Origin of the sequence: Streptomyces sp. NPDC006476 (assembly GCF_040612015.1) — a bacterium.
Classification (GTDB): domain Bacteria; phylum Actinomycetota; class Actinomycetes; order Streptomycetales; family Streptomycetaceae; genus Streptomyces; species Streptomyces griseorubiginosus_B.
On sequence record NZ_JBEXPK010000013.1, the window covers coordinates 44,026 to 58,070 of the forward strand.

Genomic DNA, 14,045 nt, shown 5'->3' on the forward strand with positions numbered 1-14,045 from the left:
CCTCAGGAGGCCCGCGCGTCCCGGCGGTCCGAGGTCGGCCACACAGAGGGCAGATCGTCGGGCACGCCGAGAAACAGCTCGCCGTAGACGGCGGGGTCCTTGCGGCCGAGCGCCGAGCGGTGACTGCGGTGGAACTGCTCGTCGCCCAGCCAGGGCGGCAGTTCCCGCTCGGCGGCCAGCTGCCCCTGCTCACGCACGGCATGTCCCGGGCGGTGTGCCGCGAAACCGGCGACGAGCGAGGCGGCGCAGCTGTCCTGGTGCCCCTGTTCGCGCCAGACTCGGCAGATCTCCAGCCCGTAGCGGACGAGAGCCTCCTCGTACCCGGCCCACATCCGCACCGCCGGGTGCCGACGCCAGCCGTAGCCCGGCACGGTCAGCCGCGCAGCACCAGAAGCGCCTCGACGCGTTGTTTGCCCAGGCGGCGGCGGTCCAGGAGCTGGGCCGTCGTCCTGAAGGCCGGGTCGGGGAGGAAGGTCTGCATGGTCGTCTTCCGTCGTTCGCCGGTCACGGGGCCGATCGCACCGCCTGATCCGCTCGGCTCCCGGCGCCGAGCGGGCGGGTGTGCTGCCAGGACTGCCGCCCGCCGCGCAGCTCTCGCCGGGCCAGGCGCAGCACGAGGGGTGGCAGCGCCGCGCGCAGCCAGCCTGGTGCGTACACGGCGGTGCGCCGCCGCTCCACGGCGCGGACGAGCCGGTCGGCCACCGTCTCCGCGGCGAGGACGCGGCGGGCCGGCGGCGGCATGTGAGCCCGCAGTTCACGCAGCACGGCGTACTCGTCGGCGTGCCGCACCATGTCGGTGTCCAACCAGTTGAGGTAGGCGATGCCCCGGATCCGCCGCGCTCGCCCCGGCCGCGACGGGTACGGCGATCCGCCTTCGTGTGTCAGGACTGCCCTCGGTTGTCTGCGGACTGGTGGTACGAGCCCGCGACGGCCACACCGAGACGGCGGCCAGCTGGGCGTCCGGCTACGCGACCGCGATCAGTGTCCCGGGATCGTCCTCCCTCGGAGCGTGCGACATCGCTCGTATGGACGTCGTCACCAGCTCTGGCCGACTTCTCGTCGAGCTCCGGCCGCGGTGAGCAAGATCAGCACAAAGCGCCAAGAATATGGATGAACAGAGAAGTGTCCTGATACGTACCTTGTGAGGAGGTGGCGGACCGAGGAGGAGCTCATGAACGCCGTCGTATCCGAACCCCGCGTACCGTCCCAGGCACGGCGGGTACTCACCCTGAGCGTCTGTCTGTGGGTGCTTCGCCTGCTCACCGCCGCCGGTCTGGCGGTGGACGCCTACGTGCACGCCGACCTCGCCGCGACCTACGATCCGGTCACCAAGACGATCAGCCAGGGGGATCTGTTCCGCATCGGGGCCGGCGCCGCGGCACTGGCGGCCCTGCTGGTGCTCGTTGTCGGTACGCGGCCCCTCGTGTGGGCCTTCGCGCTGCTGGTGGCCGCGGCCGGCCTCGCGGCGGTGCTGCTCTACCGGTACGTCGACGTCGGCGCCCTCGGGCCGCTGCCCAGCATGTACGAACCCGCCTGGTATGCGGAGAAGACCGCGTCCGCTGTCGCCGAGGCGGCAGCGACGCTCACCGCCGCCGCGGGGCTGCTCCTGGCCCACCGCCTGCGCAGGCGTTCTGGGTGAGGCGGGCAGGCCCGGCGCTCATCGGCGCACGATCGAGGTGATGCGTCGTCACGCGAGACTCGCGCCGCGCAGGAGGAGGAGGGCGACGTCGAAGGCGGCCAGGCCCAGGCACAGGAGGAAGGGCGTCCGGCTTCGCCCGGCCGGCCACAGGGCCACGGTCAGGGAGAGGGCGCAGGTCGCGGCGAGCCCGGCTCGTTCGGGGACGCCGACGGGACCCGCCGGGCCCACGACCAGCACGGCCGAGCCCGCCGCCAGCGCCGACGCCGCCAGCTTCCGCGCGCCGCGCAGGCCCACGCGTTGGGGCAGGCCGCGGATGTTCACGGCGAGGTCGTCGTCGATGTCCGGCAGGACGTTCGCCGCGTGGGCTCCCACCCCCAGCAGCGCCGCACCCGCCGACGCCCACCAGTGCGGCCAGGGGCCACCCGGCAGGGCGAGGGTGACGAACGCGGGCAGCAGCCCGAAGGCGACCGCATACGGCAGCCATGACCAGACGGTGCTCTTGAGGCCGAGGTTGTAGCCCCAGGCCGCGGCCACGCCGATCAGGTGTGCGCCGCCTGCCTGCCACCCGTTCGTGAGGGAGAGCGGCACACAGGCCGCGAGGGCGCAGCCCGCCGCGATCGTCACCACCCGAGCGGAGGTCGCTCCGGTCGCCAGGGGCTTGTCGTGGCGGGTGGCCGCCACGTCCCGGTCGGCGTCGATCAGGTCGTTGCTCCAGCCCACCGACAACTGCCCGGTGAGCACCGCCGCCGCGGTCAGCGCCGAGCCGGCGCCACCCCGTCCGGACGCGGTGGCCAACGCCGTGACCACCGCCGTCACGGCCGCCGAGGGAGCGGGGTGCGCAGCCCTCAGGAGGCCGATCGCACGCCCGGCTGCGCGGCGGCGGGCCTTTGCGCCGGCCGGGGTTGCCGGGGTTTCGACGCTGTGCACACCCCGCATGCTAGGCGCGGTCGGCCTGCCCCTACCGTTGCCACACTCGCGAAATGCCGATGATGTGCGCCTTGTGAGCATTCGCGGTGTAGATCCCTATTCTTCTCGAATGACGCGTATCGCCGCCGTCCACGGAGTGCTGCCGCCTCACCGCTACGACCAGCGCGAGATCACCGACGCCCTCGCAGCGATGCGCCTTCCCGCAGCCGCTGACCCCGAGCGGGACCGCGGCGTTCTGGACCGGCTGCACGCCACGGCCTGTGTCCGTACCCGCCACCTCGTCCTGCCGCTGGAGCGGTACGCCCTGCTGGACGGCTTCGGCCAGACCAACGACCTGTTCATCGCGGAGGGCCTGCGGCTCGGCCACGAGACGCTGCGCGCCGCCCTGGACCAGGCCGGGCTCCTCCCGCACGAGGTGGACCTCGTCTTCGCGACCTCGGTCACCGGGATCGCGGCCCCGTCACTGGAGGCCCGGCTGGCCGGCCGCCTGGGGCTGCGCCCGGACGTGAAGCGCGTGCCGGTCTTCGGCCTGGGCTGCGTGGCCGGAGCCGCCGGGCTGGCCAGGGTCCACGACTATCTGCAGGGCCACCCGGACCAGGTCGCGGTGCTGCTCTCGGTGGAGCTGTGCTCCCTCACCCTGCAGCGCGGTGACACCTCCGTGCAGAACACGGTGGCCGGTGCGCTCTTCGGCGACGGTGCCGCCGCCCTGGTCGCTGTCGGCCGGGACCATCCCCGCCTTGGGGAGTACGCCGGACCGCGGGTGGTGGCCACGCGCAGCCGCCTGTACCCGGGTACCGAGGACGCCCTGGGCTGGGACATCGGCGACAGGGGCTTCGCGATCGTGCTCGGCGCCGAACTGCCGGACCTGGTCCGGCTCCATCTGGGCGAAGAGGTGCGCTCCTTCCTGGCCGCACACGGCCTCAAGCCGGACGACATCACCGGCTGGGTCTGTCACCCCGGCGGCCCCAAGGTGCTGGAGGCGCTGCGGGAGACACTCGGTCTGGGCCCCGACTCGCTGGAGCTGACCTGGCGCTCCCTCGCCGGGGTCGGGAACCTCTCCTCCGCCTCCGTGCTGCACATCCTGCGCGACACCCTGGCCCTGCGCCCGCCCCCGGCCGGTAGCCCCGGCCTGCTGCTGGCGCTCGGACCGGGCTTCAGCTCCGAACTCGTCCTCCTGCGCTGGTAGGTGACGGATGACCGGCTACACCCTGCTGATCCTGCTCGTGGCCGCCGAGCGCGTCGGCGAACTCGTCGTCGCGCGCCGCAACGCCTCCTGGAGCCGCGCACGCGGCGGCGTGGCGTACGGCGACGGCCACTACCCGGCGATGGTCGCCCTGCACACCGGACTGCTGGCCGGCTGTCTCGCCGAGACCCAGCTCGCCCCGCGGCCCTTCCAGCCGCTGCTCGGCTGGCCGATGCTGGCCCTCGCACTTGGGGCGCAGGCGCTGCGCTGGTGGTGCATCAGCACCCTGGGGCCGCGCTGGAACACCCGGGTCATCGTCGTGCCCGGCCTGCCGCTGGTCAGCGCCGGCCCCTACCGGTTGCTGCGCCACCCCAACTACGTCGCCGTGGTCGTGGAGGGACTCGCCCTGCCGCTGGTCCACGGAGCATGGCTGACCGCGACCGGTTTCACCCTGCTCAACCTGCCCCTCCTGTGCGTCCGGCTCCGCTGCGAGAACGCGGCCCTGGCCCGGTCCGCCCCGCCTCCGGCCCCCGCGACCCCGCCATGCTCGACCTGCTGATCGTCGGCGGCGGGCCCGCCGGACTCGCCACGGCGATCCACGCCGCCCGCGCCGGCCTCGACGTGGCCGTGGCCGAGCCCCGGCCGACGCCGGTCGACAAGGCCTGCGGTGAAGGACTGATGCCGGGCGCGGTGCGGGCCCTCGCCGAACTGGGCATCGCCCCGCCCGGGCAACCGCTGCGCGGAATCCGCTACGTCGACGCCGTCGACGACGTCCGGACACGGGCCGAGGCTCGATTCCGCCACGGACCCGGCATGGGTGTGCGGCGTACCGACCTGCACGCGGCGCTGGCCCGGCGAGCGGCGGAGCTGGGTGTCCCGGTGCACCCGGTCAAGGTCGACGCGAGGATGGTCCGGCAGGACGCCCGCAGTGTCAGTGCGGCCGGTCTGACGGCCCGGTATCTCGTCGCCGCCGACGGCCTGCACTCGCCCGTCCGCCGACACCTCGGCCTGGACCTGCCCGATCCGCGCCCGCCCCGCTACGGGCTGCGCGGACACTTCACCGTCCCGCCCTGGACCGACCATGTCGAGGTCCACTGGTCCGCGCGAGCCGAGGCCTATGTCACCCCGCTGGGGCCGCAGCTGCTCGGCGTGGCGATCCTGACCGGCCGACGGGCACCGTTCGACGTGCAGCTCGCCGGCTTCCCGTCCCTGGCCGCCCGTCTGCCCGTGCGCGCCTGCACAGCCGTCCGGGGCGCTGGACCGCTGCGGCAACGGGTCCGTGTCCGGGTGGCCGGCCGGGTCCTCCTGGTGGGCGATGCCGCCGGATACATCGACGCGCTGACCGGCGAAGGCATCTCCCTCGCCCTGGCCGGTGCCGCCCAGCTCGTCCGCTGCGTCCGAGCCGACCGTCCCGGCGCCTACGAGCACGCCTGGCGCCGTGCCTCACGCCGCCACCGACTGCTCACCGACGCCCTGGTACGCCTGCGCGCTCGCCCCCGGCTCACCCACCTGATCGTGCCCACCGCCGCGCGCCTGCCCTCGTTGTTCGCAGGGCTGGTCAACGGCCTGGCGTGAGGCGCTCGGTTTTTCAGGCCTCTTCCAGAGCGTCCCCGAATTCGCGCAGCAGGCGGCCGTGGTGGCTGTGCGCGAGCTTGTGTCCGACCGTGATGGCAACCGCAACCGGCCATTCGATGATCTCCAGTGCGGCGAGTACGCCGAGCCCGGCGACAAAGGCGAGGTGCTCGGGCGGGGGCAGTTCGAGCCGCCTTCCGAACACGTCGAGCACCACGGCGTTGCGTGCGACGGCCGCGTCGGCTGCCGCATGGGGACTCTTAATTTCCGCGTCCACGGCAGGAGCTCCGGACCGAACGGGGCCGGACTGCTGTGTGGCGACCGTTGATGCAGTCATGTGCTGTCCGCCCATCATCTTCCATCTCATGCACTTGCTGCATATTTTAGGACTTTTCGCCGAGTGGCTGCGCGGTTGCGGCGGGGCCGGGCGGGGCGGCTCGTAGTCCGGCCGTGTGGAAAGCCCGGCATAAGACGACTCCGCGGCGTGCCGGTCAGTCCCGTCGGCGACACAGGGTGCTTTCGTCTGGAGACCGGGCACACGACGGCTCCGGGTCTGTCCTGGCGAGCCCGGACCACTCCCGGTCTTTGTCATGCGCGTCGCGCGTTCTCGGCGCGTGTGCCGTCCGAAGCGCCGAAGGAGAGATCGTGGTGGCAGCGAAAGTCGAGAGCCGCGGGCCGATGCCCATGCAGCTCCTCAAGGGCCAGAAGGCGCTGGTGACCGGCGCCAACTCGGGCATCGGTCTGGCGACCGCCGTCGCCCTGGGCCGGGCGGGAGCGGACGTCGTGGTGAACTACGTCGTCGGTGCGCACGAGGCCGAGGACGTAGTGAAGGAGATCGAGGGCTTCGGAGTCCGTGCCTACGCCCACGAGGCCGACGTGTCAGACGAGGACCAGGTGAAGGCCATGGTCGCGCGGATGGTCGAGGAGTTCGGCACCATCGACATCATGGTGGCCAACGCGGGCCTCCAGCGGGACTCGGCCGTCACGGAGATGACGCTCGCCCAGTGGCAGAAGGTCATCGACGTCAACCTGACTGGTCAGTTCCTGTGCGCGCGGGAGTCCGCCAAGGAGTTCGTGCGGCGCGGCGTGGTGGAGGAGGTCTCCCGCTCGGCCGGGAAGATCATCTGCATGAGCTCGGTGCACCAGATCGTCCCGTGGTCGGGGCACGTGAACTACGCATCCTCCAAGGGCGGTGTCGGCATGCTGATGCAGACCCTCGCCCAGGAGCTGGCCCCCCATCGGATCCGGGTCAACGCGGTCGCGCCGGGTGCCATCCGCACACCGATCAACCGCGACGCCTGGTCCACCCCCGAGGCCGAGGCCGGTCTGTTGCGCCTCATCCCCTACCGCCGCGTGGGCGACCCCGAGGACATCGCCAACGCCGTCGTCGCCATGGCGTCCGACCTGCTCGACTACGTCGTCGGCACCACTCTCTACGTCGACGGCGGAATGACGCTCTTCCCCGGCTTCGCCACCGGGGGCTGATCTTCAATGCGGGATCATGTCACGCCCCGCCGGGTGGTGATCCTCGGCGGGGGGTTCGCCGGGCTGTTCGCCGCCCGTGCCCTGCGGAAGTCACCGGTGGCCGTGACCCTGGTCGACCGCCGGGCCCACCACCTCTTCCAGCCGCTGCTCTACCAGTGCGCCTCCGGGATCCTGTCGGAGGGCCAGATCGCGCAACCGCTCCGCGGGGTCCTCCGGCGCCACCACAACGTGAGGTGCGTGCTCGCCGAGGCCACCGACGTGGACGCCGGTGCCCGGCTGGTGCACGCCCGTCGCCCGGGGGGCGGAATGCTTCAGCTGCCCTACGACGATCTGATCGTCGCCGTGGGCATGCGCCAGTCCTATTTCGGGCACGACGAGTTCGCCGGACACGCCCCCGGCATGAAGACTCTGAACGACGCGCTGGACATCCGCCGACGGATCTACCGGGCGTTCGAGATGGCCGAGACGGCGGCGGACGACCGGGAACGGCAGCAGTGGCTCACCTTCGCGCTCGTCGGCGGCGGCCCCACCGGTGTCGAACTCGCCGGACAGATCCGGGAGATCGCCGGACACACGCTCGACCGGGAGTTCCAGAGGATCGAGTCCGCCGACGCCCGGGTGCTGCTCTTCGAGGGGTCCGACGCGGTGCTGGGTGCGTTCGGCCCTCAGCTGGCTCACCGTGCGGCCAGGACCCTCAAGAGCCTCGGCGTCGAGGTCCACACGGGCACGAGGGTCACCGACATCGACGCGGACGGCCTGACGGTGCGGGATCACGACGGCGGGACGACCCGGTTCGACGCTCGCACGGTGCTGTGGACGGCGGGCGTCGAGGCCCCGCCGATCGCCGCCGCGCTGGCCCGGGCGACCGGCGCCAAACAGGACCGGGCCGGACGCCTCCTCGTCGAACCCGACCTCACCCTCCCCGGACACCCGGAGATCCGCGTCACCGGCGACGTGATGAGCCTGAACAGACTGCCCGGCCTGGCCGAGGTCGCCATGCAGACGGGCGCCTACGCCGGCCGGAGGGTGCGCCACGCCGTCGAGGGCAGGACCAGGCAGCCCAAGCCCTTCAAGTACGTGGATCTCGGCAGCGCCGCCTACATCGCCCGGGGCCGGGCCGTCGTCAAGGCCGGCCCGGTGCATCTGTCGGGCCTCACCGGCTGGCTGGTCTGGCTCTTCATCCACCTGGCCTTCCTCACCGGCTTCCGCAGCAGGCTGGGCGCGGTGCTCAGCTGGTCCGTCGCCTTCGCCACCAGCTCGCGCCGCGAACGCGCCTTCGCCCTGCCCGACAGGGACGCTTCGGGCGCCCGGGCGTCCGGGCCGAAGGCGCCCCCGCCGCCTCCCTGAGGACGGGCCACCCCGACCGGTCCTCCGCGGGCGTTCCTCCGCATCCTGTCCCTCCTCAGCCCCGCCCCGCGGGGCAGACCATCGAGGCGCACATGCTCCGTACCGCCGTCCTCCTGGCGAACAACGCCCCGGCCCAGCTGCTGCCGGCTCGCGAACTGATGGCCTTCACCCTCGCCTCGCACATCCTGTTGGTCCCGTTTGGGGTGGCACTGCCCTTCATCACGCTGCTGATGCACCACCGGGGACTGCGCCGCAACGACGCAGTCGCCCTCCAGCTCGCGCGGCGCTGGTCGGCGGTGATGGCGGTCCAGTTCGCCATCGGCATCATCACCGGCACCGTGCTGTCCTTCGAGTTCGGTCTGCTGTGGCCCGGCATGATGGGCCGCTGGGGCGACGTCTTCGGCCTCGGGTTCGGCGTCGAGGCCTGGGCGTTCTTCCTCGAGGCCGTCCTCATCGCCGTCTACCTGTACGGATGGCGCCGGCTCAAGCCCTGGACCCACTTCTGGCTCGCCGTACCGCTGCCGCTGGCCGCCCTGATGGGAGCGTTCGGCATCATCGCGGCCAACTCCTGGATGAACACCCCGCAGGGGTTCAGCCTCGACTCCCGGGGCAAGCCGACCGACGTCGACGTGCGACAGGCCGTCTTCTCCCCGATGTTCGGCCCGGAGTACTGGCACTTCGTGGTCGCGATGCTCCTGACCGCCGGCTACGTCGTCGCCGGCGTGTACGCGGTCGGCTGGCTGCGCGGGCGCCGTGACCGCTACCACCGGCTCGGATTCACCGTGCCGTTCACGGTCGCCGCGATCCTCACGCCGGTCCAGTTCATGCTCGGCGACTCCGCCGCCCGCGCGGTCTTCCACAAGCAGCCCGTCAAGTTCGCCGCCACGGAGATTGTCTGGAAGACCGACACCCACGTACCGGAGTACATGTTCGGACGGCTGAACAGTGACGGGACGATCTCCGGCGGACTGAAGATCCCCCAGCTGGACTCGATCCTCGCCGGCTTCAAGCCCAGCACCCAGGTGACCGGGCTGACCTCGGTGCCGGCCTCCGACCGCCCCACCGCCGTCCAGGCCACGATCGCGCACTGGGCCTTCGACATCATGGTCACCATCGGCAGCGTGCTGATCCTGCTCGCGCTCTGGTACGCCTGGTCCTGGTGGAGACACCGGGACAACCCGCACAGCCGCTGGTTCTACCGCTGCGCCGCGCTCGCCGGAGCCGCCTGCCTGGTGACCGTGGAGTGTGGGTGGATCACCACGGAGGTCGGCCGGCAGCCCTGGATCGTCTACAACCACATGAGGGTCTCGGAGGCGGTGACCGGCACCGGCGCCGGATCGCTGTGGGCGATGCTCGGCATCGTCATGGCCGTGTACGTCGCCGTCTTCGGATCGTTCCTCGCGGTTGTCCTTACAATGCGCACGCGCTGGCGCGTCGCCGACGAGGGCTCGGCCGCGCGCGCCGACCTGCCGCCGGAGAGCGACACCCCGTACGGTCCGAGAAGCGAGCCGGAGCACGCGACCGCCGGGACCGCGTCCGAGGGCGGGTCCGGCCACACCTCTGGCGGTGCGTCGTGATGGCCGAGTTCATCGCGTGGGTGCTGGTGGTCGTGATCGCCGCCTACGCGTGCGCCGGGGGCACCGACTACGGCGCGGGCTTCTGGGACCTGCTGGCAGGCGGCGCCGAGCGCGGCAAGCGGCCCCGCTGGCTCATCGACCACGCCATGGCACCGGTCTGGGAGGTCAACAACGTCTGGTTGATCTTCACCCTGGTCATCATGTGGACGGGCTTCCCGACGATGTTCCAGGCCGTCTTCTCCGCGATGTGGCTGCCGCTCGCCCTCGCCGCCGTGGGCCTGGTGCTCCGAGGTGCCGGGTTCGCGCTGCGCAAGCCGACCCGCCGCCTGGCCCGGCAGCGGGTCTACGGGGCGATGTTCGCCATCTCGTCGCTGGTCACCCCGTTCTTCCTGGGGGCGGTGCTCGGCGGCATCGCCTCCGGGCGGGTCAAGGTCGGCACGTCCGCCTCCGCGGACGCCTGGGCCAATCCGACCTCCGTCCTCGCCGGACTGCTGGCCGTCGCCGCCACCGCGTTCCTCGGAGCGGTGTTCCTCTGCTCCGACGCCCTCCGGTTCGGCGCCGACGACCTCGTCGGCTACTTCCGCCTGCGAGCGATGTCCGCCTTCGCCGCGGTCGTCGTCCTCGCCCTCATCGGTCTGCCCGTCACCCACAACGACGCCCGGTATGTCTGGGACGGTCTCACCGGCGGCCTGGGCCTGCTCCTGATCGCGCTGGCCGCGGTCTGCGGGCTGGCCACGGTGTTGCTGCTGTGGCGCCGGTCCTTCGGCTGGTCCCGCTACACCTCGGTGGCCTGCGTCGCCCTGACCGTCGGCGCCTGGGGCTTCGCGCAGCGCCCCTACCTGCTGCCCACCTCGCTGACGGTGACCGAGGCGGCCGGCGCCTCGCACACCCTGCGCTGGCTGGTGATCGTCACGGGCATCGCGATCGTGCTAGTCGGCCCCGCGCTGGTGCTGGTCTACCGGCTCGACACCATGGGCGAGCTGGAAGAGCTCACCGACGCCGACACCGGGGCCGTCGGAGCGGCGGGGGACAACGTGTAGGCGCGCGGCTCCCGTCAGGCCAGCCGGGCGGCGATGTGGTCGCCCACTCGCAGGGCGTTGGCGATGGCGGTCAGGGACGGGTTCACCGCGCCGATGCTCGGGAAGAAGCTGGTGTCCACGACGTAGAGGTTGTCGAGGTCGTGCGCCTTGCAGTTGACGTCGAGGGCCGAACTGCGCGGGTCGGTACCGAACCGCACGGTGCCGGCCTGGTGCGCGGTGGCGCCGATCGGCATGCCCTTGTGCAGGTAGATGCTGTGATCGAGCAGGTGGTGCTCGTGCATGCCCAGGTGCCCGAGCATGCCCCGCAGTTTGTGCTGGAGGCGCTTGAGCCCGGCGATGTTGTTCTTCTCGTCGAGTGCCAGGTGGATGCCGTCGTCCTCGTCGAGGGTGACCCGGCTCTCGGGCAGGGGGAGGTCCTCCCCGCACAGCCAGAAGTCGACGGCGTGGTGCGCCAGTACCTCGAAGGGCATGTCGGGCATGACGGTGCCGGCCCACCGCGGCGCCTCGCCGTGGATCTGGTCGGCGTCCGACTTGCCGAGCATCTGGATGCCGCCGAGCGGATACTCCCAGTCGTCGGCGCCGAGATACCAGTCGTTCAGCGCCAGGGTCTTCTGGAACCGGGTGGGGTTCGGTTCCTTCGACACCGCCATCAGAGCCAGGTTGTTGTGGCGCATGTAGTGGCGTCCCACCACATCCGAGCTGTTGGCGAGGCCGCCGGGGTGCTTGTCGTTGGTCGAACGCAGCAGTAGGACGGCTGAGTTGACGGCGCCGGCGGCGACCACCACGATGTCGGCGCCGAACGTCTGGGGCACTCCGTTACTGAGTTCGGCGACGACCCTGGTGACGGTGCGTCCGGTCGGGTCGGTCTCGAGGCGCCGCACGTTCGCGTCGGTCACCATCGTGACGTTGTCGTACGTGAGCGCGGGGTCGACGCAGATCACCTGTGCGTCGGACTTGGCGCCCATCAGACAGGGGAAGCCGTCGACCCGGTCGCAGCGTATGCAGACGCTGTCGTGGGTGGCCCGGCCGTGCTCGTCCTGGGTCAGGTTCACGCCGATGGGCAGGTGGAAGGGATGCAGGCCGACCTTCCCCAGATCGTCGCTGAGCTGCTGGATGCGTGCCTCGTGCTCGACGGGCGGGTGGAGGTACTGGGCGCTGGTGGGACCTGCGGTGGGGTCCTCGCCGTGCCGGCCGTGCACCAGGTAGAGGTGTTCGGCCTGGGTGTAGTACGGCTCCAGGTCCTCGTAGCGGATCGGCCAGGCCGGGGAGATGCCGTCGTGGTGGCGCAGTTCGCCGAAGTCCTCGGGCCGCAGCCGGAAGAGCGCGGCGCCGTAGAACTTGGTGTTGCCCCCGACGTAGTAGTTGACCTCCGGGGGGAACTCCTTGCCGTGTTTGTCGTACCAGAACTCGGGGGCCCGGTACTTGCCCTTGACGAAGACGGCCGTGGAGTCCCAGTTGTCGCGCTCCCGCGGCAGGTAGCCGCCGCGTTCCAGGATCAGGACCCGTTTGCCGGTGGGGGCCAGCCGGTGGGCGAGCGTTCCGCCGCCCGCTCCCGTACCGATGACGATGACGTCGTAGTGCTGATCGTCTGCCATGAGAGGTCCCGTCTTTGGAGTCGCCGGCTGTCCTGCCGTAGCGCCTGTCCGGGTCTCTGGGCGGCGCTGTTCCGCACGGACACTCGGGCAATCGGAACATTCAGCGCCATTTCCCAAGTTATCGGGTGGGCCGGGTGGCGGCGACCCGGCGCAGTCGGGCATGGGTGCGGTCAGCGGCTCTCCCGCAGAGCTAGGACCACTTCGTCGACGATCGCCCGGGGGTCGGCCGTCGCGTCGACGGTCAGGCCGGGCTCGTCCGGCCGCAACGGCTCCAGGGCGGCGTACTGGGAGTCCACCAGCCGGGCGGGCATGAAATGGCCGGCTCGGGCGGCGACCCGCCGGTCGGCGGTGGCCCGGTCGAGAGTCAGACACAAGAACCACACGTCCGGGTCCGCCCCGCGGAACGCATCCCGGTACTCGTGCTTGAGGGCGGAGCACGCCACCACCCCGCCCCGCCCGTTGCCGACCGCCTCGCGGATCCAGGCCGCGAGGGACCGCAGCCAGGGCCGGCGATCCTCGTCGTCCAGTGGGTGCCCCGATGCCATCTTCGCGCGGTTCGCGGCGGAGTGGACGTCGTCCCCCTCCAGAAAAGGCACCATCAGTCGCTGCGCGAGCAGCCGCCCCACGGTGGACTTCCCCGACCCCGAGACACCCATGACCACGACGACCGCGGGCGCCCTGTCAGCCGTTCGCACAACGCTCCCCTTCCCCCGGATCGGATCCGGGTCCCGGTCTCAGAGGACGGCGATCGGGTTGACCGGTGAGCCGGTGGCGTCCGGCAGCCTCAGCGGGGCGATCACGCAGAGGAACGACCAGCGTCCCTCCGCCTCGCAGACCGGTGCCAGGTCCTCGAACTGCAGGTAGTCCAGCAGGTGAAGGCCCATGGCGTGGATCGCCAGCACATGCACGGGAAAGCCGACGCCCTCGGTGGAACTCGGGGCGGTGTCGTTGTTGCCGTCGCCGCCGAGCACGGCGACCCGCCGGTCCGCCAGGAACTCCAGCGCGGACGGATGCAGCCCCGCGCGCGCGTCCGCCGCGTGCCAGGCGCCCAGCTCCCCACGGCGTCGCCGGTGGCCGACCCTGACGAAGAGGAGGTCGCCCTCGCCCACGTGGACGTGCTGGGCGGCCTCGGCGGCGGTGAGGTCGTCGACACTCACGTGATCACCGGGTTCGAGCCACGGCACGCCCCGCAGCCGCGGGATGTCCAACAGCACGCCGCGTCCGACGATCCCGTTGCGCGCCGCCTCGACGGACAGCGCCGTGGCCCCGTCCGCCGTGACGCTGTTCGCGCTGACTCCGCCGTGCAGGGTGCCGTCGTAGATCACGTGGCAGAGGGCGTCGATGTGGCTGTCGGCGTCGCCGTGCACGTTCATCGCGAAGCTGTCCATCGCGAAGTCGAGCCCGCTCGAGGGGCGTTGCTCCGGCCGCCCGCTCATCCGGTGCCTCGCCGGCTCCGGATTGTCGGGACCGGACCGCGTCTCCACCGGCGCGGCGAGCGTGACCGTCCGGCCGCTGCGCACGTCCCGGCTGGCGGCCAGCACCCGGGCGGGAGTGAGCGCGCTCAGGGCGCCCCGATCACCCTTGGCCCAGGCGGAGCGCTCGGCCAAGCGCCGGTAGAGCACGTCGAATTCGGCCTCGGTCAGCCGCGGCGGTCCTGGCGTACGGGCATGGGTGACCATG

The 14,045-nt window shown here is 71.8% G+C and carries 13 protein-coding genes and 2 pseudogenes; 8 read left to right on the forward strand and 7 right to left on the reverse strand.

Annotated features, from left to right (window positions below; translation table 11 throughout):
- Window positions 1–2 precede the first annotated feature (2 nt).
- Together ABZZ74_RS16535 and ABZZ74_RS16540 are read right to left on the reverse strand one after the other, a co-directional pair.
- Window positions 3–481 (reverse strand): annotated as a pseudogene (locus ABZZ74_RS16535) (MSMEG_6728 family protein).
- Window positions 482–504: 23 nt separating this feature from the next.
- A pseudogene (locus ABZZ74_RS16540) lies at window positions 505–825 on the reverse strand (short-chain dehydrogenase); the annotation flags it as partial.
- 346 nt (window positions 826–1,171) lie between these two features.
- Between ABZZ74_RS16540 and ABZZ74_RS16545 the strand changes: the two are divergent.
- On the forward strand, window positions 1,172–1,639 hold the full coding sequence (locus ABZZ74_RS16545) for a hypothetical protein (RefSeq protein ID WP_356765367.1): 468 nt from the start codon (window positions 1,172–1,174) through the stop codon (window positions 1,637–1,639).
- A gap of 48 nt (window positions 1,640–1,687) precedes the next feature.
- On the opposite strand, the gene ABZZ74_RS16550 is transcribed toward ABZZ74_RS16545, so the two are convergent.
- Window positions 1,688–2,566: a UbiA family prenyltransferase gene (locus tag ABZZ74_RS16550; protein ID WP_356765369.1), complete on the reverse strand. Its 879-nt coding sequence runs from the start codon at window positions 2,564–2,566 to the stop codon at window positions 1,688–1,690.
- A gap of 109 nt (window positions 2,567–2,675) precedes the next feature.
- On the opposite strand from ABZZ74_RS16550, the gene ABZZ74_RS16555 reads away from it, so the two are divergent.
- Genes ABZZ74_RS16555 through ABZZ74_RS16565 form a run of 3 tightly spaced genes read left to right on the forward strand, consistent with a single transcriptional unit; the run spans window position 2,676 to window position 5,324 of the window.
- Window positions 2,676–3,752 carry a 3-oxoacyl-[acyl-carrier-protein] synthase III C-terminal domain-containing protein gene (locus ABZZ74_RS16555; protein ID WP_356765371.1) on the forward strand — a complete coding sequence of 359 codons (1,077 nt, stop codon included), beginning with the start codon at window positions 2,676–2,678 and terminating at the stop codon, window positions 3,750–3,752.
- A gap of 7 nt (window positions 3,753–3,759) precedes the next feature.
- Window positions 3,760–4,308: an isoprenylcysteine carboxylmethyltransferase family protein gene (locus tag ABZZ74_RS16560; RefSeq protein WP_356765373.1), complete on the forward strand. Its 549-nt coding sequence runs from the start codon at window positions 3,760–3,762 to the stop codon at window positions 4,306–4,308.
- Window positions 4,293–5,324: an NAD(P)/FAD-dependent oxidoreductase gene (locus ABZZ74_RS16565; protein ID WP_356765375.1), complete on the forward strand. Its 1,032-nt coding sequence runs from the start codon at window positions 4,293–4,295 to the stop codon at window positions 5,322–5,324. The genes ABZZ74_RS16560 and ABZZ74_RS16565 overlap by 16 nt, the downstream gene beginning before the upstream one ends.
- 13 nt (window positions 5,325–5,337) lie before the next feature.
- On the opposite strand, the gene ABZZ74_RS16570 is transcribed toward ABZZ74_RS16565, so the two are convergent.
- A complete protein-coding gene (locus ABZZ74_RS16570; RefSeq protein WP_356765377.1) occupies window positions 5,338–5,598 on the reverse strand; it encodes a hypothetical protein in 261 nt (86 codons plus the stop codon).
- A gap of 401 nt (window positions 5,599–5,999) precedes the next feature.
- On the opposite strand from ABZZ74_RS16570, the gene ABZZ74_RS16575 reads away from it, so the two are divergent.
- From ABZZ74_RS16575 to ABZZ74_RS16590, 4 genes are all read left to right on the forward strand, one after another.
- Window positions 6,000–6,806: an SDR family oxidoreductase gene (locus ABZZ74_RS16575; RefSeq protein ID WP_356765672.1), complete on the forward strand. Its 807-nt coding sequence runs from the start codon at window positions 6,000–6,002 to the stop codon at window positions 6,804–6,806.
- Between the two features lie 6 nt (window positions 6,807–6,812).
- On the forward strand, window positions 6,813–8,153 hold the full coding sequence (locus ABZZ74_RS16580; RefSeq protein WP_356765379.1) for an NAD(P)/FAD-dependent oxidoreductase: 1,341 nt from the start codon (window positions 6,813–6,815) through the stop codon (window positions 8,151–8,153).
- A gap of 92 nt (window positions 8,154–8,245) precedes the next feature.
- Window positions 8,246–9,730, forward strand: coding sequence for a cytochrome ubiquinol oxidase subunit I (locus tag ABZZ74_RS16585; RefSeq protein ID WP_356765381.1), 1,485 nt, complete (start codon window positions 8,246–8,248; stop codon window positions 9,728–9,730).
- Window positions 9,730–10,770: a cytochrome d ubiquinol oxidase subunit II gene (locus tag ABZZ74_RS16590; protein ID WP_356765383.1), complete on the forward strand. Its 1,041-nt coding sequence runs from the start codon at window positions 9,730–9,732 to the stop codon at window positions 10,768–10,770. Before ABZZ74_RS16585 ends, ABZZ74_RS16590 begins: the two co-directional genes overlap by 1 nt.
- Window positions 10,771–10,784: 14 nt before the next feature.
- Here ABZZ74_RS16590 and ABZZ74_RS16595 read toward each other — a convergent pair whose 3' ends face one another.
- The 3 genes from ABZZ74_RS16595 to ABZZ74_RS16605 form a co-directional block, all read right to left on the reverse strand.
- Window positions 10,785–12,365, reverse strand: coding sequence for a GMC family oxidoreductase (locus ABZZ74_RS16595; protein ID WP_356765385.1), 1,581 nt, complete (start codon window positions 12,363–12,365; stop codon window positions 10,785–10,787).
- A 170-nt stretch (window positions 12,366–12,535) separates the two neighbouring features.
- Entirely contained in the window at window positions 12,536–13,021 is a 486-nt protein-coding gene (locus ABZZ74_RS16600) for a gluconokinase (protein ID WP_356765674.1), read from the reverse strand.
- Window positions 13,022–13,099: 78 nt separating this feature from the next.
- Window positions 13,100–14,044, reverse strand: a complete 945-nt coding sequence (locus ABZZ74_RS16605; RefSeq protein WP_356765387.1) for a cyclase family protein — start codon at window positions 14,042–14,044, stop codon at window positions 13,100–13,102.
- Between the last annotated feature and the right edge of the window lies 1 nt (window position 14,045).